Source organism: Massilia sp. Soil_C_3, assembly GCF_057657035.1.
This window is the reverse complement of record NZ_JBDGJG010000001.1, coordinates 336296-359943: the sequence shown is the minus strand read 5'-3', so window position 1 is coordinate 359943 and position 23648 is coordinate 336296. Positions and strand designations below refer to the sequence as shown.

At 66.1% G+C, this 23648-nt stretch carries 18 protein-coding genes; 9 read left to right on the top strand and 9 right to left on the bottom strand.

All coding sequences use genetic code 11. From position 1 onward, the window contains the following. Positions 1 to 70: 70 nt before the first annotated feature. Both AC3A6F_RS01655 and AC3A6F_RS01650 read right to left on the bottom strand, forming a co-directional pair. Positions 71 to 1366, bottom strand: coding sequence for an aminotransferase class V-fold PLP-dependent enzyme (locus AC3A6F_RS01655; RefSeq protein ID WP_487678228.1), 1296 nt, complete (start codon positions 1364 to 1366; stop codon positions 71 to 73). Then, entirely contained in the window at positions 1363 to 3759 is a 2397-nt protein-coding gene (locus AC3A6F_RS01650; protein ID WP_487678227.1) for a TonB-dependent receptor plug domain-containing protein, read from the bottom strand. Before AC3A6F_RS01650 ends, AC3A6F_RS01655 begins: the two co-directional genes overlap by 4 nt. A gap of 215 nt (positions 3760 to 3974) precedes the next feature. Here AC3A6F_RS01650 and uraH point away from each other — a divergent pair, with 215 nt between their 5' ends. The 9 genes from uraH (at position 3975) to AC3A6F_RS01605 (ending at position 14323) form a co-directional block, all read left to right on the top strand. After that, positions 3975 to 4328, top strand: coding sequence for a hydroxyisourate hydrolase (gene uraH / locus AC3A6F_RS01645; protein ID WP_487678226.1), 354 nt, complete (start codon positions 3975 to 3977; stop codon positions 4326 to 4328). 73 nt (positions 4329 to 4401) lie between these two features. Next, positions 4402 to 6228 carry a DUF4153 domain-containing protein gene (locus AC3A6F_RS01640; protein ID WP_487678225.1) on the top strand — a complete coding sequence of 609 codons (1827 nt, stop codon included), beginning with the start codon at positions 4402 to 4404 and terminating at the stop codon, positions 6226 to 6228. A 52-nt stretch (positions 6229 to 6280) separates the two neighbouring features. After that, positions 6281 to 6838: a ClpP family protease gene (locus AC3A6F_RS01635; RefSeq protein ID WP_320472901.1), complete on the top strand. Its 558-nt coding sequence runs from the start codon at positions 6281 to 6283 to the stop codon at positions 6836 to 6838. A gap of 190 nt (positions 6839 to 7028) precedes the next feature. Then, a complete protein-coding gene (locus tag AC3A6F_RS01630; protein WP_487678224.1) occupies positions 7029 to 8270 on the top strand; it encodes a hypothetical protein in 1242 nt (413 codons plus the stop codon). A gap of 10 nt (positions 8271 to 8280) precedes the next feature. Then, positions 8281 to 8685 (top strand): hypothetical protein, encoded by a 405-nt coding sequence (locus AC3A6F_RS01625; protein WP_487678223.1) that lies wholly within the window; start codon positions 8281 to 8283, stop codon positions 8683 to 8685. Positions 8686 to 8778: 93 nt separating this feature from the next. Continuing rightward, positions 8779 to 10347 (top strand): methyl-accepting chemotaxis protein, encoded by a 1569-nt coding sequence (locus AC3A6F_RS01620; RefSeq protein WP_487678222.1) that lies wholly within the window; start codon positions 8779 to 8781, stop codon positions 10345 to 10347. Between the two features lie 202 nt (positions 10348 to 10549). Next, a complete protein-coding gene (gene pilB, locus AC3A6F_RS01615; protein WP_487678221.1) occupies positions 10550 to 12277 on the top strand; it encodes a type IV-A pilus assembly ATPase PilB in 1728 nt (575 codons plus the stop codon). Between the two features lie 35 nt (positions 12278 to 12312). Beyond that, positions 12313 to 13545 (top strand): type II secretion system F family protein, encoded by a 1233-nt coding sequence (locus tag AC3A6F_RS01610; protein ID WP_487678220.1) that lies wholly within the window; start codon positions 12313 to 12315, stop codon positions 13543 to 13545. 382 nt (positions 13546 to 13927) lie between these two features. Then, positions 13928 to 14323, top strand: a complete 396-nt coding sequence (locus AC3A6F_RS01605; RefSeq protein WP_487678219.1) for a hypothetical protein — start codon at positions 13928 to 13930, stop codon at positions 14321 to 14323. Between the two features lie 110 nt (positions 14324 to 14433). Here the strand turns inward: AC3A6F_RS01605 and AC3A6F_RS01600 are convergent, their stop codons facing one another. From AC3A6F_RS01600 to AC3A6F_RS01570, 7 genes are all read right to left on the bottom strand, one after another. Continuing rightward, the gene (locus AC3A6F_RS01600; protein WP_487678218.1) at positions 14434 to 15804 is read right to left on the bottom strand and encodes a hypothetical protein; all 1371 of its coding nucleotides are present in this window, start codon (positions 15802 to 15804) and stop codon (positions 14434 to 14436) included. Positions 15805 to 15901: 97 nt separating this feature from the next. Beyond that, the gene (locus AC3A6F_RS01595) at positions 15902 to 17995 is read right to left on the bottom strand and encodes a glycoside hydrolase family 36 protein (RefSeq protein ID WP_487678217.1); all 2094 of its coding nucleotides are present in this window, start codon (positions 17993 to 17995) and stop codon (positions 15902 to 15904) included. Between the two features lie 55 nt (positions 17996 to 18050). Beyond that, positions 18051 to 18896 carry a DeoR/GlpR family DNA-binding transcription regulator gene (locus tag AC3A6F_RS01590; protein ID WP_487678216.1) on the bottom strand — a complete coding sequence of 282 codons (846 nt, stop codon included), beginning with the start codon at positions 18894 to 18896 and terminating at the stop codon, positions 18051 to 18053. Positions 18897 to 19073: 177 nt separating this feature from the next. After that, on the bottom strand, positions 19074 to 20162 hold the full coding sequence (locus AC3A6F_RS01585) for an amidohydrolase family protein (protein WP_487678215.1): 1089 nt from the start codon (positions 20160 to 20162) through the stop codon (positions 19074 to 19076). A gap of 12 nt (positions 20163 to 20174) precedes the next feature. Continuing rightward, positions 20175 to 21143 carry a BadF/BadG/BcrA/BcrD ATPase family protein gene (locus AC3A6F_RS01580; RefSeq protein ID WP_487678214.1) on the bottom strand — a complete coding sequence of 323 codons (969 nt, stop codon included), beginning with the start codon at positions 21141 to 21143 and terminating at the stop codon, positions 20175 to 20177. After that, entirely contained in the window at positions 21127 to 22344 is a 1218-nt protein-coding gene (locus AC3A6F_RS01575; protein WP_487678213.1) for an SIS domain-containing protein, read from the bottom strand. Before AC3A6F_RS01575 ends, AC3A6F_RS01580 begins: the two co-directional genes overlap by 17 nt. Positions 22345 to 22346: 2 nt before the next feature. Further along, positions 22347 to 23636, bottom strand: a complete 1290-nt coding sequence (locus AC3A6F_RS01570) for a D-tagatose-bisphosphate aldolase, class II, non-catalytic subunit (RefSeq protein ID WP_487678212.1) — start codon at positions 23634 to 23636, stop codon at positions 22347 to 22349. Between the last annotated feature and the right edge of the window lie 12 nt (positions 23637 to 23648).

The window sequence follows — 23648 nt, the reverse complement described above, 5'->3', positions numbered from 1 at the left end:
TCATATATTGCAACGACCACAACAGTATATGACCGGACGCATACGCCGGCTCATTGCGCCGATATAGGCCTCAGGCGCGCAAGGCGGAAACCAGGCGATCGACCTGCGACTCTTGGGTGAAGATCGCCGGCGTCACCCGCACGCAGGCGCCCGACGCCAACCCGTCGCGCATGACGGCGAACACGCCGTGCTCCTGCAGCAGCCGCTTGGACAGCGCGACATTGTCGGCCACCGAGGTCTTGCCGCGCAGGCGGAACGAGGCGATCGCGCTAGTCAGGCGCTGGTCGGGTGAGGCCAGCACCTCGATGCCGCCGATGCCGCGCGCCGCATCCACCCAGCGGTTGCGCAGGTAGTGCAGGCGCGCCTGTTTGTTGGCCACGCCGATCCGCGCGTGGATGTCCAGCGCCAGCGGCAAGGCCAGGTAGGCGGCGAAGTTGACGGTGCCGGTATGGACGCGGGTGCGGATATCATCGCCGTCCTTCTCGCCCATATACGGATCGATGTCGGCCACCCTGCCGCGCCGGATATAAATCGCGCCCACGCCCACCGGCGCCCCGATCCACTTGTGCAGGTTGATGCCGGCGTAGTCGCAGCCCAGGTCGGGGATGCGCATATCGAGCTGGCCGAAGCCGTGCGCCGTGTCGACGATGACGCCGATGCCGCGCTCGCGCGCCATGCGCGTGATCTCGGCCACCGGCATGACCATGCCGTTGCGGTGGTTGACGTGGGTGAGCAGCATCATCCTGAGCTTCGGATGGCGCTCCATCGCCTGCGCATAGCAGTCGATCAGCGACTCGACGGTCGCCGTGGCGGCGTCCGGCGCCGCGATCTGCACCACCTCGACGCCGCGCCGCTCCTTGAGCCAACCCATGGTCGTGATCATATTGTCGTAGTCGACGTCGGCGCACAGCACGGTGTCGCCCGGCCGCAGCCGGTTGTAGCCGCCGATCAGCGCCTGCAGCGCCTCGGTGGCGCCGCGCGTCAGCACGATCTCGTCGCGCTCCACACCCAGCGCCCCGGCGACCGCAGCGCGCGCCGCCTCGTACTCGGGCGGAAAGCGCAGGCGGCCGTAGAAGGCGTTGCCGTGGTTGACCTCGGCCACGTGACGCTGGTAGGCCGCGACCACGGGACGCGCCATCGAGCCCCAGTAACCGTTATCGAGCATCGCTACTTCCTCGGTGACGTCGTAGTGCGCGGCCACGCGGCCCCAATAGGCGTTGTCAAGCGCCAGCGCGGCCGGCGTCATCGCGGGCGGAGCCAGCTCGGGCAGCACCGGCGCCGCAGCCGCCAGCGCGCCTGCCGGCGCCAGCGATGTCGCGAGACCAGCCCGCAGCCAGGCCCGCCGTTGCGGGTCGGGCCGGCTCAAAACTTAACCGTATAGTCGACATACAGGTTGCGCCCATCGGTGTCGTACGGCGCATTGCGCGAGTAGATCAGGCCGCGGCTAGCCTGGAATACCGCTTCGTCGGGATACTTGTCGAACACATTGTCGACACCAAAGCGCAGGGTCTGTTTCGGCGTGACCTTGTAGCTCAGCGCGGCGTCGAAGAAGCGCATCGCGCCGAAGCGCTGGAAGATGTCGCCGGTCGCATTGCCGGTGCTGTCGGTCCAGGCGCCGTAGTGGCGCATCCGTCCCAGCGCGCTCCAGGCGCCGCGCTCGTAGGTCGCGCCGATGGTGGCCTTCTGGCGCGGCAGGCGGTCTTCGAAGATCGTGCGCTGGGTGAGGTTGGAGGCGACCGCGGTGCTGCCGTCGTCGACCTGCGTCTTGTTGTAGTTGTAGGCCAGGGTCAGGTTCAGCCGGCCGTCGGCGACGCGGCTCAGGTGGTTCGCCACGATATCGATGCCCTGGGTGGTGGTGTCGAAGTCGTTGGTGAAGTAGTTGACCGAGGTGTAGCGCAGCGGATTGGCCATCCCGGCCGGCACCGGGAACGAGCTTGATGTGCTGAAGCGGTCGCGCAGCTTGATCTGGTACAGGTCGACCGATCCCGACAAGCCCATGGCGCCCTTCCAGGTCAGGCCCAGCGACAGGTTGTTCGATTCCTCGGGCGTCAAGGCCTTGGCGCCGAGCGCCACGGCGATCGGATCGCTGGTCGACAGACGGCCGCTGGTGAACACCAGCAGGGTGCGGGTGTCGAGGCCCTGGCTGGTGCTGCTGGTATTCAGCTGGCCCGGGGTCGGGGCGCGAAAGCCCGTCGAGTACGAGCCGCGCACGGCGAGGTCGGGCGTGACCTCATAGCGCGCCGACAGCTTGCCGTTGACGCTGTCGCCGAATTCCGAGAAATCCTCGTAGCGCAGCGCGGCGCCGACCGAAAAGCGTTCGGTGAGCGGCGCCTCGACGTCGACATAGGCGGCGTAGCTGTCCTGGTCCCAGCGGCCGGCCTGGCGGTCGGAAAAGCCCGGCGCGCCGTTGGCGCTCGGGTCGAGCCCGTAGGCGGCGCCAGGGCCGACCGCATACGAGGCCGCCTCGCCGGCGCGCACGCCATAGCGTTCGTTGCGGTACTCGAGGCCGAAGCCGACGTTGACCGGCCGCGCCAGCGCGGCCACGTTCCACTCGTAGTTGAAATTGGCGTTGACCAGCTTTTCTTCCTGGGTCAGGCGACCCAGGTCGAACGACGTCGGGCTGCTCGGGCCCAGCGAGGCATTGATGGAGTTGTGCAGGCCGTAGTCGATGCGGTTGCGGCCATACGAGGCGGAGAGGTCCCACCCCAGCGCATCGGTGAAGCGGCCGCGCACGCCGGCCAGCACCTGCAGGTCGTCCTGCTCGTTGCTGTATTGCGGGCTGAAGCCGGTCGGGTAGATGCTGCGCACGTCCCAGCCGGGGAAGGCCGCCGTCTTGTTATAGACGCTGCCGCTGGTGTCGGGATTGCGCCAGTTGAAGTCCGACACGCCTTCGCTGCGGCCGAACAGGCCATAGCTGTAGGCTTCAAGCTCGCCGCCCAGGCCCACGCTGGCGTTGTAGCCGATGCGCTGGCTTTCCAGCTCCGGCTGGCCCCAGCGCTGGACCGGGTTCGGCACCTGCAGCTCGGGGTGGGCCGCCTGGAAGGCGATCGCATCCTGGCGCTGGCGGGTGCGCGAGGTGGGGTCGGCGTCCGCCGCTTCGGCGAACAGGTTGATCCGGCCCGATTCGCCGAACGTGAAGCCATACTTGGCGCGCACGGTATTCGTCTTGCCGTCGTTTTCGCCGTATTGCGAATGCTGGGCGTTGATTTCTCCGCCGGCCGTGTCGTCGAGGATGATGTTGATGACGCCGGCGATCGCGTCGGAGCCATATTGGGCCGAAGCGCCGTCGCGCAGCACCTCGATGCGCTTGATGGCGCTGGTCGGGATCTGCGCCATGTCGGCCGCCTGCGAGCCGCGCGCGCCGAGGAAGGCGCTGCGGTGGAAGCGCTTGCCGTTGACCAGCACCAGGGTCTGATCCGGCGACAGCCCGCGCAGGGTGGCCGGCCGCACGAAGACCTGGCCGTCGGCCATCGGCAGGCGCTGCACCACATAGGACGGCACCAGCTGCGCCAGCACGTCGTTCAGGTCGTCCGACTCGACGGCCGCGATCTCTTCGCGGCTGAAGACGTCGACCGGCGCCAGGGTGTCGAACTGGGTGCGGTTGCTGGCGCGGGTGCCGGTGACGATCACGGCTTGCGGTTCGGCGGCGGCCAGCAGGGGCGCCGCTGCGGTGGAAGTAGTCTGGGCATGCACGCCAACCAGTGCATGGGTCACGCACAGCGCTGCGGCGCTGGCGATCTGATGTCGTTTGATGATCATTGCGGTCTTCAGGTTGGGTGAAAGAGCTGCCGCGTTCCGACCTGCTGGTACGGATTTGGCAAGCCGACAGCCTAAAGATGCAATATTTCGTGAGTATGAAGTGGTCCGCCGCATCACGAAATCACGCGGGTGATATCCAGAACCAGCTGGCGCTTATATCTGTCCGTACTGGCGTTATGATGGGCTTCCACCTACACCTGCTGACAAGGACCACGATGGGAAAACTCACCACCCACGTACTCGATACCGCCCACGGCCGTCCCGGCGCCGGCATCCGGGTCGAGCTGTACGCGATCGGCGCCGACGGCCGCACGCTGCTCAAGAGCGCGCTGACGAACGACGACGGCCGCTGCGCCGAACCCCTGCTGGAAGGGTCCGCGCTGCAGGCCGGCCAGTACGAACTGGTATTCCATGCCGGCGACTATTATTCGGCGCGCGGCGTCGACCTGCCTTCTCCCCGCTTCCTGGACCGCATCGCGCTCGGCTTCGGCATTGCCGACCCCGCCCAGAACTACCATGTGCCGCTGGTGATGACACCGTGGTCGTATTCGACCTATCGCGGCAGCTAGCAGACTTGCGGGCGTCATTCTGCATTGATCGGAAGTAAGATACTCATCAAGACCACGATCAAGGATTGACGCCATGCAGCAGCCCGCGCCCGCCGCTTCTCTTTCACCTTCGTCCGGCGATGACGATCTCGTCCCGACCTGGCTCGGCCCCACGCGCATCGTCATCGGCCTGGCCCAGGGCCTGCTGCTCTACCTGCTGTACACGGCGGCGCAGGACAAGACCTGGCCGGCCACCGCCCCGCTGCTGTTCGGGCCGCTAGCCATGCTCGGCCTGCTGCTGCCGGTGATCCTGATCAGCGGCCTGGGCCAGCTGTCGCACCGCCGGCTGACCGCGTGGGCGCTGGGCGCGGTCGTCGTCATCACGCTGCTGGCCGCCTACGATATGTGGCGCCGGCTTGGCGGGACCGAGTGGGATGGCGGCAAGCCGTCCGGCGTGCTCACCTTCTGCCTGGCGGTCGGCTTCTTCATCGCCCATGCGCTGGTGCTGGCGGCCGGCCGCGAGAGGCGCCGCATCGCGGCCTACGCCAGCTACTTCGAGGTTGCCTGGAAGCTCAACCTGCAGATCCTGTTCTGCCTGGTGTTCGTCGGCGCCACCTGGCTCGTGCTGCAGCTGGGCGCCGCGCTGTTCGACCTGGTCAAACTGAATTTCCTGAGCTGGGCCATCGGCAAGCCCTGGTTCTTCATTCCCGTCACCGCCTTCGCCTTTTCGGTGCCGATGCACCTGACCGACGTCAAGCCCGCCATTGTGCGCGGCATCCGCAACCTGCTGCACGTGCTGCTGTCCTGGATCTTGCCGGTGCTCACGCTGCTGGTGGGCGGCTTCCTGGCCAGCCTGCCGTTCACCGGCCTAGAGCCGCTGTGGGCCACCCGCAGCGCCGCCGGCAGCATGCTTGGCGCCGCGGCGGCCTTCGTCATATTGATCAATGCCGCCTACCAGGACGGCGCCAGCCCGCCGGCGCGCGTGCTGGCCATCTCCGCGCGCATCGCCTGCCTGCTGCTGGTGCCGCTGACCCTGCTCGCCGCCTATGCCCTCGCGCTGCGTGTCGCGGGCCACGGCTGGTCGGCCGACCGCGTCATTGCCGCCGCCTGCCTGCTGGTCGCGACCTGCTATGCCGGTGGCTATGCAGCCGCGGCGCTGCGCCGCGGCTGGCTGCGCAGTCTTGCGGGCGTCAATATCGCCGCCGCCTTCGTGGTGCTGGCCGTGCTGGCCCTGCTGCTGTCGCCCGTCCTCGATCCAGGCCGCATCGCCGTCAACAGCCAGATGGCGCGCCTGACCAGCGGCCAGATCAAGCTCCCGCAGCTCGATGTCGCCTACCTGTACCACCATGGCGCGCGCTTTGGCCGCGAAGCGATCGCGCAGCTGGAAAAGAGCGCCACGGGAGATGACGCCGGCTGGCTGCGGACGGAACTGGCACGCCTGCGCCAGTTGCAGCAACCCGGCACACCCGTCCCAGACCTGAAGGTGGCCGACAACCTGCGGGTCTGGCCGGCCGGTACCCAGCTGCCCGCCGGTTTCGCGGCGTTCGACTGGCGGCAGTTCAAGCAACACCTGTACCTGCCCTATTGCTTGCAGCGCCAGGGCGCCATCTGCGACGCGTTCGTGATCGACCTCGGCGGCGACGCCCGGTCCGAAGTCATCCTGCTTGGCGCCCCCGACCACGGCAATGCCGTCCTGCGCCAGGGCGATGACGGCGCATGGGAATTCGCCGGCGCCTTGCCCCCTGGCCTTGCCGACTGCGCGCCACTGCTCGATGCCCTGCGCGCAGGCAAGCTGCGGGCCGTCGCGCCGGCGGTGACCGATCTCGAGATCGATGGCAGGCGGATCGAGATCACCCCACGCCACACCCAATTCAAGTGCGGGCCCGAACCTGCACCGGTCGAAGAGGACGCGCCGTACTGACAATAATCGCTATGCTTGAGTATCCGTAATACATTGCTGGAGCGCGAGCACCATGGCATTGCATATCGTTCATTTCATCGGCCCGATCAACCACAACTCAGCCTGCACGGTGCGCAACTGTTGCCTGGAGGCGCTGCAAAAAGGGGCGACCGAGATCGCGCTGCACATGTCCACCGAGGGCGGCAATATGACGGCCGGCTTCGCGCTCTACTTCTTCTTGAAGTCCTTGCCGATCCCGCTCACCACCCACAATATCGGCAGCGTCGAATCGGTCGGCGTGGTGATCTTTTTGGCCGGCCAGAAGCGCTATGCCTGCCCCGGCACGCGCTTCCTGATCCATCCGATGCACTGGGGTTTTGGCAACTTGGTGGCGGCCGACCATGCGCGCGTATCGGAATGGCGCGAGTGCCTGGATTTCGATGCCGACCGCTACGCCAGCATCTTCCGCGAGGCCACGCGTGAAGCAGGCCATGAAACCGACATCAGGCCGCACCTGACCGGCCAAGCCCGCATCTATACCGCCGAGGAGGCGGTTGGCGCCGGGATCGTCCACGAAGCGGTCCAGGCCAGATTACCGACGGCGGGCCCGACTTGTCATTGGTGGAACTAAAGCTGACAACGCTATGTGTCAATTCAGCTACAAAACAAGTCTTTACATCTCAAAGTGTCTCCAATTGTCATAAATCTGTTGCCGTGAAAATTACCTGCTGGATAGAATAATTTCCAGCGCTCATGCCTGCTGCCCTTGCAAGCGCATCTTCCCTAGCAGCTCACGTCACAGATTCAGTCACACCTCCGTAATGAACAAAAAGATTCTCGCCAGCCTGCTGGCGCTCCCCCTGGTCGTCCCTGCGATGGCCCACGCGCAAGATAACGCCGTCAAGATCAGCGGTTTCGGCACCGCCGCCCTCACCTGGTCGGACGATGACCGTGCCCAGTTCGGCCGGCCGAACCAGGCCAGCGGCGCCGCCGACAACGTCCGCACCGGCGTCGATTCCAACCTCGGCCTGCAAGCCGATTACACCGTCAACAACTGGCTGTCGCTGACCGCCCAGGGCCTGGTGCGCCAGGACGCCGAAGAGCACTACGGCGCCGAACTGAGCTGGGCGTTCGCCAAGTTCCGCATCTCGGACGACCTGAGCGTGCGCGTCGGCCGCGTCGGCCTGCCGATCTTCATGATTTCGGACTACCGCAACGTCGGCTACGCCAACACCATGCTGCGTCCACCATCCGAGCTGTACTCGCAAGTGCCGTTCAACAGCGTCGACGGCGCCGACATCACCTGGCGCCACGACTACGGCAACACCACCATCACCTCGCAACTGGCGGCTGGCAAGATCAAGAGTCCGGTCGGCAACTTCCACGTGCGCGGCAAGGACATCCTGGCGCTGAACGTCGTGGCCGAGAACGGCCCGTTCACCCTGCGCCTCGGCCACGCCCGCACCAAGATCACGGTGGACGACCTGGCGTCGCTCAACACCCTGGTCGGTTCGCTGCGCGCCGCCGGCGCCGGCTATCGCCTGCCACAGCTGACCGACCTGGCAGGCCAGATCGAAGCCAAGGACGCCAAGGGCACCTTCAATTCGATTGGCCTGACCGCCGACTGGAACAACTTCGTGCTCCAGACCGAGTTCGCCAAGCGCAAGACCGAGACCTATATCAACGACACCACCTCGTGGTACGTGATGGGCGGCTACCGCATCGGCAAATTCTTGCCCTACTACACGCGGTCTGAACTGAAGATCGACAGCACCATCAACAATACCGTGCCTGCGGCCTGCCCAGCGGGCTATCCCGCGGCCTGCACCCCGACCCTCCTGCAGCTGGGCAGCGGCGTGCGCCGCATCTCGGTGTCAGGCGTGGGCCAGGGCGAGCAGACCACCGACACCATCGGCGTACGCTGGGATTTCGCCAGCTCGGTAGCGCTCAAGGTCCAGGTCGACCGCATCAAGCCAAGCGGCAACGGTCTGTTCATCAACGCACAGCCCGGTTTCTCCGGTCCGGTGACCGTGGGCGCGGTGGCCCTCGACTTCGTATTCTGAGGGGACGAGCATGCATAAATGGATTCTTGCCGCATGCGCGGCAGCAGGCTTCGCCGCCGTCCCGGCGCTGGCCCAGGTGGTCGTGGTCGTCAATCCCAAGGCGTCCGAAACCACCATGACCAAGGAGCAGATCGCCCAGTTCTTCCTCGGTAAATCGGCAGCCATGACGCCCGTCGACCAGCCGGATGGCGCGCCGATCCGCGCGGACTTCTACAAGAAAGTGGCTGACAAGGACACGGCCCAGGTCAAGGCCCTGTGGTCCAAGCTGGTGTTCACCGGCAAGGCCACGATGCCGAAGGAAGTCGCCGACAGCGCCGCCGTCAAGGCCGCCGTCGCCGCCAACCCGAAAGCGATCGGCTATATCGACAAGAGCGCGGTCGACGCGACCGTCAAGGTCGTCCACACCGCGCAGTAAGCGCAATACAGGCAGCCGGCATTGCCGCGGCTGCCCGGTCGACCCGCCGCGGCAAGCGCCGTTCGGCGGGTCCCGCATATCCGGAAGAACACTATGAGCATCAAGCGCAGGATCTGGGCACTGCCCGTCATTTCCGCCATCATCTTCGGCCTCGGGGCCGGCGCCAGCGTGACGATCGCGAACGGTGCGCTGGCATCGATCACCACCACCGAGACCGTGGACTATCCGCTGATGGACGCCGTCAAGGCCGTCACCCTCGACATCGCCGCCGTCACCGAAGGGCTGACCGATGCCGTCACCGAAGGCGACAAGGCGCGCATCGAGCAGATCGGCGCACAGGCGGCCAAGGTGCGCGCCGACCTCGACAAGCTCGGCCAGATCCCCGGCCATGCGGACACCGGCGAACGCCTCAAACAAGAATTCGATGCCTATTACGCGCCTGCCCTGTCGTCGGCCCGCATCATGCTCGAGATGGAACAGGGCGACCCGCAAGCGACCGTCGGCAAGATGCAGGCGGCGCTGGCGTCCCTGAACGCCGACCTGGCCAAGACCGTCGATGGCGCCCAGCGCCAGTTCGCGGCCGGCATTGCCGCCAGCCAGGATAGTGTACGCAACACGCTGGTGGCGATGGTCGCCAGCGCCCTGGCGGTGCTGTCCGCGCTGGCGATCACGTCGTGGTTCGTGGTGCGCACCATCTGGCGCCAGCTGGGCGGCGAGCCGGCCTACGCGCGCGAGATCGCGCAGGCGGTGGCCGCCGGCGACCTGTCGATGGACATCCGGATCGAGCCAGGCGACAGCGACAGCCTGCTGGTCGCGCTGAACGAGATGCGCCTGCGCCTGGCGACGCTGGTGGCCGGCATCAAGAACTCGGCCGACACGATCGCCAGCGCCAGCACCGAGATCGCGAGCGGCAATGCCGACCTCGCGCAGCGCACCGAATCGCAGGCCGCCAACCTGGACCGCACCACGCGCGCGATGGAAGCGCTGACCGGCGCGGTGCGGGAGAACGCCGCCAGCGCCGGCCAGGCCAACGCGTTGGTGGCCAGCGCCACCAGCATCGCCACCCGCGGCGGCGAGGTGGTGGGCAATGTGGTGGCAACGATGGGCGACATCGATGCGTCGTCAAAGAAGATCGTCGACATCATCGCGACCATCGACGGCATCGCCTTTCAGACCAATATCCTGGCGCTGAACGCGGCGGTGGAAGCGGCGCGTGCCGGCGAACAGGGCCGCGGCTTCGCGGTCGTGGCAAGCGAAGTGCGCACCCTGGCCCAGCGCTCGGCGGCGGCGGCCAGGGAAATCAAGGAACTGATCGGCGACTCGGTGGCGAAGGTCGGCGCCGGCAGCGCGCTGGTGGGCGAAGCCGGGGCCACGATGGAACAGATCGTCGACTCGGTGCGCAAGGTGCAGCTGATCATGCGCGAGATCGCCGATGCCGGCGCGCGCCAGCATGCGGGCATCGAAGACATCGGCCGCGCGATCGGCAGCATCGATGAGATGACCCAGCAGAATGCGGCCCTGGTCGAGGAGGCATCGGCGGCGGCGGAATCGCTGACGGGCCAGACCGGACAGCTGACCGAGGCGCTGGCGGTGTTCAGGCTGCAGGTTTCCGAACCGACCACGAGCGTGAAAGCTTTGCCAAGACTGTTTCAGCGCGCTTAACGCCTGGTACTCGAAGCACCGCAATACCGGCCCATCAATTCCGGGCGATCCTGCCCGGAATGCCAATTCGTCCACGTGGTATGGACGCATCTGAGCAGCACCAAATCCTTTACAAAGTTAGTGCCTGTAGGCATCATCCCTTGGTCCGCCGGCCCGCCCGGCGCCCTTGTCGTTTCCCCTGAGGTTCCCACACACGACGCATATGGCAGCAGTCCTCCCCAACACGACCACCGGCACGCAACTGTCGGGCCTGGCGCGCGCGCTGGTACAGGCCAATCGCCTGAGCGCCGCGCAGGCGGACATGCTGCACAAGAAGGCGGTCCAGGAGAAGACCGCCTTCATCGACGCTGTGCTCGCCAGCGGCGCGATCGAGCCGCGCGCGCTGGCCGCCTTCTGCGCCGAGACCTTCGGCTATCCGCTGTTCGACCTGTCGGCGTTCGCGCCGGAGTTCTTGCCCCCCAGCGCCATCGACGCCAGGCTGATGCAGGCCCAGCGCGTGATCGCGCTGGCCAAGCGCGGCAACAAGCTGTCGGTCGCGCTGTCCGACCCGACCAATACCCAGGCCCTCGACCAGATCAAGTTCCAGAGCGAGGCGACGGTCGAGCCGGTGATCGTGCCGCACGACGCGCTATTGAATCTGCTGGCCGCGATCGCCAAGGGCGCCGAACAGGATTTGAGCGAGCTGGCCGGCGACGACGCCGAGATCGAATTCGCCGAAGAAGACAAGCAGTCGGCAACGCCGACCGAGGCCGCCAGCGACGTCGAGGACGCGCCGATCGTGCGCTTCCTGAACAAGATCCTGATGGACGCTGTACAGACGGGCGCGTCGGACATCCACTTCGAGCCCTACGAAAAGTATTACCGGATCCGCCTGCGGGTCGACGGCGTGCTGCGCGACCACGCCTCGCCGCCGCTGTCGATCCGCGAAAAACTGGTGTCGCGCATCAAGGTGCTGGCGCGGCTGGACATCGCCGAAAAGCGGGTGCCGCAGGACGGCCGGATGCGGCTGATCCTGTCGGCCACGCGCGCCATCGATTTCCGTGTCAGCACCTTACCCACGCTGTTCGGCGAAAAGACCGTGATGCGTATCCTGGACGCGACCCAGGCCCAGATGGGCATCGACGCGCTCGGCTACGACCCGGACCAGAAGGCGTTGTTGCTGGACGCGATCGCCCGTCCCTACGGCATGGTGCTCGTGACGGGCCCGACCGGCTCGGGCAAGACCGTGTCGCTGTACAGCTGCCTGAATCTACTGAACAAGCCAGGAATTAATATTTCGACCGCGGAAGACCCGGCCGAGATCAACCTGCCGGGCGTGAACCAGGTCAATGTCAACGAAAAGGCCGGCCTGACCTTCCCGGTGGCGCTGAAATCCTTCCTGCGCCAGGATCCCGACATCATCATGGTCGGCGAGATTCGCGACCTGGAAACCGCCGACATCGCGATCAAGGCCGCCCAGACCGGCCACATGGTGTTCTCGACCCTGCACACCAACGATGCGCCGTCGACCCTGACGCGCCTGATGAATATGGGCGTGGCGCCGTTCAATATCGCCTCGTCGGTGATCCTGATCACGGCCCAGCGCCTGGCGCGGCGCCTGTGCGGCTGCAAGCAGCCGCTCGAGACCAGCCGCGAGGCCCTGCTGGCCGCCGGCTACCGCGAGAGCGACCTGGACGGCGACTGGCGGCCGTATGGCCCGGTCGGCTGCGACCGCTGCCTGGGTTCGGGCTACAAGGGGCGGGTCGGCATCTACCAGATCATGCCGATATCCCCTAGTATCGAGGCACTGATCCTGGCCAATGGCAATTCCATGGAAATCGCGGCCCAGGCCGAGAAGGAAGGCGTCAACTCCTTGCGCCGCTCGGGCCTGCTGAAAGTGAAACAGGGGCTGACCAGCGTTGAAGAAGTGCTTGGCTGCACCAACGAATAAGACCGCAGTCAAACTGCAAACAGGAACACGAATACATGGCAACTTCCCACCAACCAAAGAGCCGCGGCGCGCAGGTCAAGGAGAACGTGTACGCCTGGGAAGGCAAGGACAAGACAGGCCGCGTCGTGCGCGGCGAAGTGCGCGCCGGCGGCGAGGCGATCGTCAACGTGACCCTGCGCCGCCAGGGCATCATGGTGACCAAGGTCAAGAAGAAGGTCTACCGCAGCGGGCGCAAGATCACGGACAAGGACCTGACCATGTTTACGCGCCAGCTCGCGACCATGATGAAGGCCGGCGTGCCGCTGCTGCAATCGTTCGACATCGTCGGCAAGGGCCACAGCAACCCGTCGATGGCCAAGCTGATCCAGGATCTGCGCAACGACGTCGAGACCGGCACCAGCCTCAACCGCGCCTTTCGCAAGTTCCCACTGTACTTCGATCCGCTGTTCTGCAACCTGGTCGGCGCCGGCGAACAGGCCGGCATCCTGGAAGACCTGCTCACACGCCTGGCGATCTACAAGGAAAAGACGCTAGCGCTCAAGGGCAAGATCAAGTCGGCCCTGACCTATCCGATCGCGATCCTGGCGGTGGCCCTGATCGTCACCGCCGTGATCATGATCTGGGTGGTGCCGGCCTTCAAGCAGGTGTTCGCGAGCTTCGGCGCCGACCTGCCGACCCCGACCGTGGTGGTGATGGCGATCTCGGACTTCGTGGTGGCATGGTGGTACGTCATCTTCGGCTCGCTGTTCGCCGGGCTGTACCTGTTCTTCCAGGCTTGGCGCCGCTCGCTCAGGATGCAGCAGGTGATGGACCGCCTGCTGCTGCGCCTGCCTATCTTCGGCAGCGTGATCCGCAAGGCCACCATCGCGCGCTGGACCCGCACCCTGGCCACGATGTTCGCGGCCGGCGTGCCGCTGGTGGAAGCGCTCGACTCGGTCGGCGGGGCGTCGGGCAATGCGGTCTACCTGGAAGCCACGCGCAAGATCCAGAACGAGGTCAGCACGGGCACCAGCCTGACCGCCTCGATGCAGAATGCGGACGTGTTCCCGAACCTCGTGATCCAGATGGTGCAGATCGGCGAAGAGTCGGGGTCGCTCGATGCGATGCTGGGCAAGGTGGCGGATTTCTTCGAGGATGAAGTCGATGAGGCGGTAGCGGCGCTGTCGTCGTTGATGGAGCCGCTCATCATGGTGATTCTTGGGGTGTTGATTGGCGGGTTGGTGATTGCGATGTATTTGCCGATCTTCAAGCTGGGTTCGGTGGTGTAATCCATGAGCAAGTTCGACAATCACTCTGTTTTCATTCAGCAAGCTTGGAGAGCCCCCTCTGGGCCTGTTTGCGCCAGATCATGGTGCTTCGGCACGCGGGGCTTAACGTAAAGTTAGACAAACTCTACTAACTAGGTATATGGCAAATGATCTTTGGACTATTTTCCTGAGCCTCGTTGCCTCCTTCATATATGCTGGCCTCGTCTGGCTTTGGAAGCAACGGACTAGTCGCCCAGCGCCTACTCCTCCCCCCTCGCGTCCCGCGATTTCGCGGGACGAATCTTCGTCCAACCACCGGCGATAAAACCGCGAAGCACTGGAAGGCGGGGCACGTAAGTTCATTTTTTATTGCACTACATTCCTCGCGCTTTACCTATCGATCATGATGCCTCCGTTATTCAAGGCATTATTTACGAATAACGAACTGCTGCTCAGTCAAGCGAGATTCATCGGAGATTCTTTACCTAATATCTCAGTAAGCAAAAGTTATCTTCAAGCCTCTTTCTTCTTGTTTGCAGCGGCACTCTATTTACCCTTGCTTCTTCTTGCGGAAACGATCACTTCTCTTCTCGATCCGATCGCCGATTCCTTCGTGCCAGTCACGGAAAGGATCTGGTCTGCAATGACAATGATCGTTTTCCTTCTGCTCTGCGTCCCTATCGCGGGAACCTCCGTTTTTCTTTTCTACGAAAAGAGCTTTGCAGACTCACTCATCACAGTGCTGCTCGTGATCTTCCTTGCTTTTACCCTCTCTCAAGCGCAGGAGAGAAGACGGTAACGAGCCGGTGTCCTCGCTGCACTTACGAGTCAACAAGACCTGCGCACATAGGGCTATTGACCGCTGCCTCGACGATCAAGGATTCATCTTTGTCAACAAAGTAAGTTCCTTTAACGCAAAGCACCTCGAATACCTTGCACCAGCCATTCCACTGTTGCCCGCAGCAACATGCTTCCAGTCGCCCAAGGCCGCTGCCGGTCCAATCCCCTCCTTCCCATCCGCTGTGGCAAGAAGAATCGCCCGAACGTCGACAGCCCGCTGCCGCGCATGACCCAGAAACACCCGCCAGCATATGTCGTATCGAACCCATCCTCCGCCCGCAGCAGGTAGAGCGCCGTCCCCGAACACATCGCCACATCGGCGGGCGCATCGCGCGCCAGCAATCGCAGGCCGCGCAGGTAGGACAACTCGAGCGTCTGCCGCAGATCGGGCAACGCGAGCACCAGCGGCCGCAGCAGGCGCAAGCGCTCCAGCAGCCGCGGCAAGCCGTGCAACCGCTCCCCCGCCCGCTCGCGATACCTGAGAAAAGCGTCCTTCAACTCCGCCACCGTCGCCCGGGCCGGTCGCGCCAGCGGCTCGGGCCGGTCGCGCCAGCAGCGCATCCAGTGCGCCAGCGCCTGCTCGTGCCGGGCCGCCAGGCTGGCCGGGCTGTCGAATTCGAGGTCGAAGCGCGCGCCCGGCTGTAAGAAACGGATGAGGCCGCGCTGCGCTTCCAGCCGCGGCGCCTCCAGCACGCCCAGCGGCGTGCGGCGGCCGTGGTTGAGCCAGGCATTGTCGACCCGGCTGAAGCGGGCAAAGGACGCGACCGGCACGATCAGACGCGGCCTGAAGGTCTCGGCCTGCAAGGCAAGGCGTTCGATGCCCTGCTCGGCCGCCGCTTCGCGCCGGGAAAAATTGTCGGGATTGCCGCACCAGGCCATGTCGGCGAAGCCCGTCAACAACACATCGACGCGGTCATTGGCCTTGCGCAGGCGCTCGGCGGCGGCGCGGCAGGCGGCATGGGTGGCGAGCGCGCGCTCGCCCAGGTGCAGCAGCGTGCGCCGGCCGCAGCGGACCAGGCAATACGAGTCGCCTTCGCCGTTGGAAAACGCCGTCAGGCGCAGGTCGCGCGCCAGGGTGCGCGGCTGCCCGTCGCGGCACTCGGCCATGGCGAAGCGGTTGCGCCGCAGTTCGCCCTGCAGGCGCCAGTCGCGACCCTGGCGATACAGGAAGGTGGCGATGCCGCGGAATTCGGCGCGAAAGCGGCGCAGGAAAGGCGCCGACATGCGGTCGGGCTGGGCGCGCGAACACCAGATAAACACCGGCAAGCCGCTCGCATTCAGCTCGGCGATCAGCCTGGCGGTACTGGTGGAACGGTCGAGCAGGCTCCACGCATCGTTCAGCACCGTGCCGTCCAGCCAAGGGTCGGCCAGCAGCAGCGCATGGTCGGTGCGCAGCAGGAAGCCGGCGTGGTTCAGGAAGATGAAGGTCGGACTCGGCATGGCGGCATGGCGGGGATAGGCTCGGCTTCAGCCTATCGCCACGCAGCGCGCCATCCATGAGGCACCGCAACTGTGTTGCGATGCCGTTCACGCAGGCTCAGACCGGAATTGCCTCGAGCAAGAGCGCCTGCTCAAACCCGATCTTGAGCTTGTTGCTGGCCGCGCTCACTTCGCCCAGATCGCGGTCTTCCACATAGTCGCGCACGCGGTAGCGGCCTTCCTTCAAGCCGCGCAGTTCGACCTGGCCCGACCATTCCTTCGCATAGAAGGCAAAGTACAGCCGGCCATCCTTTTCGACGGCATGGGTTTCCGGCTTGTCGAAGCCGATGTCGTACAGTTCCCCGCGATACTGGCCCTTGGGCAGCATCTTGTCCTTGTAGATGCCGATCCACTTGCGCCACTTCGCTTCCTTGACCGCCGTGAGCAGGTAGCTGTCCTTCGGCTTCGGGTCTTCGGGCCAGGTGAACTTGGTCGAGACCACCGCGCCGATGCCCACCGACGACGCGAAATCGTCGCCGCCATCGCTCAGTTCGACGTGGTCGCCGGCATACGCCGCGGTCGGCCCCATCAGCGCTTTCAGGGTCTTGCCCTTGTGCCGCACCTGCCACGAGGACAGCGGGTCGGACGACGGCGCCTGATTGGTGTAGGGCAGCGTATGGAAGGCATACGAGGTGCCGCAGGGACAGAACTCGACCACCGCCTTGGGATTGATCTCGCGCGCGGTGTCGTACACCATCTTCCAGTAGTCCTGCAGTTTTTCGAAGGACTCTTCCGGACGCGCGTGATTGTGCGCCGGATTGTAGCATGGCGCTACGCCGTTCAGGTGCTGGCCGTCGAGCTTCAGGCCCTCGTAGCCCCACTCGCCGATGATCTTGCGCACCAGCGCGCGGGTCTGCTCGATCACCGGTTCATAGGCCGGGCACAGGGTCAGGGCGTTCCACCAGGTGACGAATTGCGGCGCGCCGTTCTCGTCCAGCAGCAGCTGGTCGGTCTGCTGGTGCAGCAGGTCGGTGCCCGGATCGGCCGCCAGCGGCGCCAGCCACAAACGCGCCTTCAGGCCGGCGCCGTGGATGTCGTCCACCAGCTTCTTCATGTCTTCTTCGCCGCGCGCGAACTTCTTGCGGTCGATCTTCCAGTCGCCTTCATTGGTCTGCCAGCCATCGTCCAGCACCGCCCATTCCAGGCCCAGTTCCTTGGCCTTGGCCAGGGTGCCGGTCATCAGGGGGATCGTGAAGTCGCGCTCATAGCCCCAGGCGCACCAGATCGGCTCGTACGATTCATCGCCCGCCTGCGGCGCCGCCAGGCCACGCTCGGCCATCACCAGGCGGTAGCGGTCCAGGGCCGCGAAGTAGTCGCCCGTGTGCACGGTGACGAAGGTGTCCAGGGTGGTCAGCTCCTGGCCCGGTTGCAGCACCACCGCTTGCTCGAACTCGATCGCCAGCGCGGCGCCGGCCTTTACTTGTTGCACCGGCAGCGCCACCAGGCGCGGCACGGTGTCGAGATGGCCCACGGCGATGCCGTGTTCGGGCTGCCAGACGTCGGCCACCGGCGTGCCGCCGCCATAGTCGGACGAGTTCATGCCCATGAAGTTGCGCTGCTCGAAGCCGTCCTTGAGCGGCTGCACCCAGTCGCGGCGGTCGGCGTGCGACGAACCCGAGAAGGTCCAGAAGCCGCGCCCTGGCGCGCGCTTCGCCGGCAGCAGCGTATAGCCGTTGTTCGACCAGGCCTCGACCGGCAGCGCGGTCTGGCCATTGTTACGGTAGCTCACGCGCAGCAGGGCCAGGCCCGGGTGGCGTTCATAGAAGGTGACCAGCACGGTTTTTTCCACGCCGTCCTTCGACGCACCGGTCAGGCGATGGCGCACGCCCGCGCCGTGCGGGCCGTCGACGCGGTCGACCGCCTGCGCGCCAAGCGCGAAGCTGTCGATCCAGCGCCCGCCCGTCACGCGCAGCCGTTCGCTGGCGTGAAAGCCCGTGACCGCGACCGTCGCGCCGCCCTGGCGCGCCAGCAGGCGGCTACGCATCTGGCCGTCGAATTCGAGTCCCAGGGCGGCGTCGCCGATGCGCGCCACGTTTTTACCCTGAGGCGCAGCCACCGCCACGCCGGCGCCGGCGCCCATGCCGCTTGCCACGGCCGATCCGGCCAGCCACTGCAACAGGGTGCGGCGACGCTCGCTATGCACTTCGGTCATCTTGTCTCCTTGCTTGTGAGGTACAACACAGCCGGCGCCGGCCGGCCGAGCCGCCCTACACCAGCACCACTTGCGCGCCGCGCGAGCGCAGCGCCTCGACCATCTCCGCCGGCACGCCGGCATCGGTGATGATCTGGTCGATCTGTTCGATCGTCGCGATCATGGACAGGCTGCGCCGTCCGATCTTCGACGAATCGCCCACCGCCACTACGCGGCGCGCGATGCCCAGCATGCGCGAATTCAGGCGCGCTTCGAGCAGGTGCGGCGTCATCACGCCGATCTCCGGATCCAGGCCATCGAAGCCCAGGAACAGGATGTCGGCATGCAGGCCTTCCAGCCCCTGCTCGGCCTGCGGGCCGCCCAGCGAATACGAGCTGGGACGCAGCACCCCGCCGAGCATGATCAGCGTCACGTGCGGCGCGCCGGCCAGCAGCACGGCGATGTTGAGCGCATTGGTGATCACGTTCACCGACTGCAGCTTCAGGCCGCGGATCTGCTTGGCGATTTCGGCGGTCGTCGTGCCCGAGTCGAGCACGATGGTCTGCCCTTCCCCGATCAGCTTGACCGCTTCTTCCGCGATGCGGACCTTCTCGGCGCGGTGCAGCGACTGCTTGACGCCGATCGGCAAGTCCTCGTCGGCGCGCTGGGCCAGGGCCCCGCCGCGGGTGCGCACCACCGCGCCGATCTCGGCCAGCACGTTCAGGTCGGCGCGCACCGTCACCAGCGAGATGCCGAACATCTCGGACAGCTCGGCCACCGTCACCCGCCCGCGCTCGGCCACCATTTCGCGGATCTTGCGGCGCCGTTCGGCCACCAGCAGATCCTGATCGGGCAGCGCTTCCGGGGGCTTGCCTTCGTTACCGTTCGAAACTTTCGTTTCTGTTTTTTTTGCCTGCTTCATTTTCATCCCTCCGCGCCGGTTCGCCGCCGCGGTTCCGTTATATACGTGATCGTTGCTTCATTAACGGATTGATGATACAGGATGAAAATGCAAGAAACGAAAGTTCAGACTATTTTTTACTCCCCATCTCACTTACGTAGGAAGCCCGGTAGGAAGCCCGGTATGAAGCCACCATGATCATGCCTTCCAGGCGCCCGGGAACACGCGCTCGGCGTTCTGGCGGAACAGCTTGTCGGCCACCGCTTTCGGCAGCGCCAGGCCGCGCACCACGCCGTCCAGGTCCGGCGTGGTGAGTTCGTCGTCGGTATTGAAGTAGCGCCAGTCGCGCCGCCACACGCCATCCAGGTCGGTCACGAAGTCGGCCTGGCTCTGCTGTGCCGACTGGGCCAGGTCGGAGCCGTACATCAGGCGGTCCTGATAGGTGATGAAGAACTGGCGCACCCGCTCGCGGTCGCGCTGCGACTGGTACTGGATCTGGCCGATGCGCGCCGCGATGTCCACATTGGCCGTCGGATTGCGGTCCAGGAAGCGCGCCAGCTCGTCCACATTCCACTCCAGCGAGGCCATGTGCACGCCGACGAAGCGCAGGCGTGGATGGCTGGCCAGCAGGCGGTCGCGCGCGCCCATCTGGTCTTCGTAACTCGGCATCTTCGGCTGCTTGTACATGTGGTACTGCGGGTGGTTCTTGAAGTATTCGCGGTCGTTCTTGGTCGTCATCTTCTCGAGCGGCAGCCAGCAGTTGTGCGGCTCGCCCTGGTGCCCGACCAGCAGCACGTCGCGCTCTTCAAAGGCGTCGAACAGCGGCTTGATGCGGGCGTCGTCGACCATCACCAGCTTGCCCTGTGCATCGCGCTCCGACATGCCGATGTTCTTCCACACCTTGACGCCCACCGCGCCATCCTGCAGCGCGGCATCCAGCCGGTGCAGGGTCGCCGGGATCCAGGCCGGCCGCATGAGGTTATCGGCGCTGAAGCTGGCGATCCAGCCGACGGTGGCCGGATGCTCGTGGTGCAGCTTGCTGGCCACGCGTTGCTGCTGCTCCAGCGCCGGGAACACCGGATAGTCGACGTTGATCGTCAGCGCGCGGAAGTTGGCCTTGCGCGCCAGCTCCAGGAACGGGCCTTGCTCGAGGCCGTGCAAGTGCAGGTGGGCGTCGATCTTGGCGACGCTCTCGTAATCCTGCATGGTGTAGCTGTCGGCAGCCAGCGCGCCGATCGGCGACGCCAGCGCGGCAAGGAGGATGGTGCAAAGAAGGCGGATGCGCATGTGTGCTCCTGTCTATCGGGTCTGGGAGGCGAGGCGCTCCAGCGCGGCCTCGCTCAATGGCTGCCTGGCGCTGCGGGCGGCATACAGGGCGGCGCCGAGCACCGGCGCCAGCCGCGGCGCCTGCAGGCGATAGGGCCTGGCGCAGGCGGCCAGCGCCTGCTCGAATGGCGCGCGCAGCAGGCTGCCGTCGCCGAACATCCCGCCCGTGTAAGAGACTGCCAGCGGCAAGTCTGGATCGACGTCGAGCCGGTCGCGCACCGCGTCAACCATCGCTGCCAGTTCGCGCGCCGCGTCGACGAAGACGGCGCGCGCCTGCTCGTCGCCCAGGGCCACCGCCTCGGACACCAGGCGCGCCAGCTGGGCGATGCGGCTGCGATCGCCGCCAAGCTCGCCGTACACCACGGCGCACAGGTCGAGATCGTCCTCCAGCGCCAGCCGCTCGCGCATCAGGCCGTACAGGGCGCCCTTGGGCGCGCGGCCGTCGCTCATGCGCGAGAACAGGGTCAGGCCGGCGCGCGCGATCCAGTGGGCCGAACCCTCGTCGCTGAACAGCTCTCCCCAGCCGCCGGCGCGCGCCTGGCGGCCGGCGACTTCGCCATAGGCCATCGAGCCGGTGCCGGCGATCACGCTGATGCCGTCCATGCAGGCCAGCGAACCGGCCCAGCTGCACACCATGTCGTTGCCGCACAGGGTGCGCTCGGGGCCGAAGATGGCGCCAGCCGCCGCATCGAGCTCGCGCTGGGCCGCGCGGTCCTCGCCATAGGCCGGCAGGCCGAAGAAGGCGTAGGTGACCGTGCCGCCATCGACGCCGGCTGTGGACAAGAGCGCCTGCACGCCGCGCTGCAGGGTCGCCGCCACGGCGGGCATGCCGTGGTCGACGTGGTAGGTGCTGCCTTCTTCATGGCGCGCCAGCACGCTGCCGTGCGCGTCGATCAGCGCGAACGCGGTCTTGGTGCCGCCGCCGTCAACGCCGAGGAACATGGGTGGCCTCGTTATCGACGGGAGAAGCAAATGGATAGATGGTCACGCCGCGCACCACCCGGTTGACGGTGCCGGACATGCTCGGCGTGTCCGGACGCACGCCCATCGACAGCGAGCGCAGGAAGGCGAAGCACTGGCAGAACACGATGTAGGGAAGCGCGAGTTCAAGGTCTTGCACAGCGTCCGCCCCCGTGAACACGAAGGTATCGTCGTCAGGCGTCGCATCGCCCTGGGCGCTGAGTGCCAGCACGCGGCCGGCGCGGCGGTCGCCGCGCAGCTCGCGCAGCAGGTCGAGATCGTAGCGGCGCGCCTGCGGATCGTTCGACAGCAGCACCACCACCAGGGTCCGGTCGTCGACAATGGTCTTGGGACCGTGGCGGAAGCCCAGTGGCGAATCGTGGAGCGCCACCACCTGGCCGTCGGTCAACTCCAGCAGCTTGAGCGAGGCTTCGCGCGCCAGGCCGCGCAGCTCGTTGCTGCCCAGGTAGACCACGCGCTTGAAGTCCTGCGCCACCAGCTGGGTCAGGAGCGGCAGCGCGCGCTCGCCTACCTGCGTCGCCGCCGGCGCTATACGAGCTCCAACGTCAGGCGCCAGCACCCGGAACGCCAGCGCCGCGGCCAGCAGCATCGAGGTGAAGCTGGTCGTCATCGCGAAGCCGCGGTCGTGGGTGGCGTCGGGCAGCAGGATCGCCAGCGCATTGGCGCGGTCCTGGGTCATGCGGTACAGCTGTCCTTCTTCATTGCAGGTGATCACCAGGTGGTAGACGTCGTCCACCAGCTGGTCGGCCAGCTGCACCGCCGCCACGCTTTCCGGGCTGCTGCCGGAACGGCCGAACGACACCACCAGGGTTGGCACACTGCGCTGGAAATAGCGGTCCGGGCCCGACACCAGGTCGGTGGTCGGCACGGCCTCGGCGCGCCGGCCCTGGCGCAACAGGCCGGGCGCCAGGCACTCGCCGATGAAGGCCGAGGTGCCGGCGCCGGCCATCACGATGCGCAACTCCGGGCGCGCCAGCAGCGGCGCCAGGAAGGCGTCGATCTGCGCGCGCTGCGCGCTCACCAGCGCATCGATCTGCGGCCACACGGCCGGCTGCTGCGCGATCTCGCGCGCCGTCACGCCGCCGCCCAGCGCATCGAGGCGGGCCAGATCCTGTCCAAATAATTCACTGCCGCCTTGCACGGCATCCTGTACTGCTTGCATGTTCACTGCTCCCTAGGTTCGGCGCCCGGCTGGCAGGCGCGCATATACTGGCGCAGCACGCGGGCTACCCCTTCTTTCAATAGCGCGAGCGGTGCGTTGCGCACCCGGCCCTCGCGCACGGCTTCGTAATGGAATGGCAGGTACTGGCTCAGCAAGGTGAGCGGCGCCGGCTGGCGTTCCAGGTTCGCGACCAGCGCCGCCTGCGCGGCCTGGATGCGCGGATGCGGCCAGTAGTAGCGGATCCGGTCGGAGAGGCTGTACTGCTGGTCGAACAGCAGGTTGCCGGCGTCGTGGTAGTACTTGCGCCAGTAGTCCGGCTCGGCGCGCATCACGTCCAGCACCACTTCCTTGAAGCCGCTATTGCCTGCAACGTTCATCTCGGCTTCGATATCGGCCAGCGCCCACAAGGTCTCGCGCAGCGCGAAGGTCAGGCCGGGGCCGACCTTCAATATGGCGAAGTGGTCGCGCACCAGCGCCTGCAGCAGGCCGGGCGTCTGGTAGTCGGTCGAGTGGGCCTCGAACACCATGGTCGGCTCGCCCTCGATGAAACGGCTCAGCGCCTGCGCCTTTTCCGGGCGGTAGTCGATCACCTTGTGGTGGTCGAATTCCACGCCCGGCTGCACCACCAGGCCGATCACGCGCGGCCACGCGGCGTCCAGGCCGGCCGCACCGAATGCAGCCCGGTGAGCGGCGATGGTCAGCGCCGCCGCTTCCGGTGTGGTCACGGCCAGTTCGGCCAGCTCTTCGTGGGCGCCGCCCGGCACCGGCACCTCGGTGCCGACGATATACACCGGCGCTTCGCCGCCCGCGCGCTGCCAGGCGCGCTCGGCCACTACGGCCAGGCGCGCGGCGCGTTCGGCCACGACTTCGTCCGGCAGCGGCACCGGATCGCCCGCGCACGACATCGAGCAATCGAGGTGGATCTTGCGGAAACCCGCGGCCACATACTGGTCGATCAGCACCTCGGACTTGGCCATCGCGCTGGCGGCGGGCTCGCCCTGCCAGCAGTTCGGCCCCAGGTGGTCGCCCCCCAGAAGGATGCGCCCGCGTGGAAAGCCCACCTTGTCGGCGATGCCGAACACGAAGTCACGGAAGGCGGTGGGCGTCATGCCGGTATAGCCGCCGTCCTGGTTGACCTGGTTCGAGGTGGCCTCGATCAGCACCGGACCTTCGGCGTCCAGGCCGGTTTCGAAGGCGGCCTCGATCACCAGCGGGTGCGCCGAACACACTGAATGGATGCCCGCGGGCTGGCCCGCGTGATGGCGTTGGACGAGGTCGAGAAGCACTTGCATTGTGGTTGACTC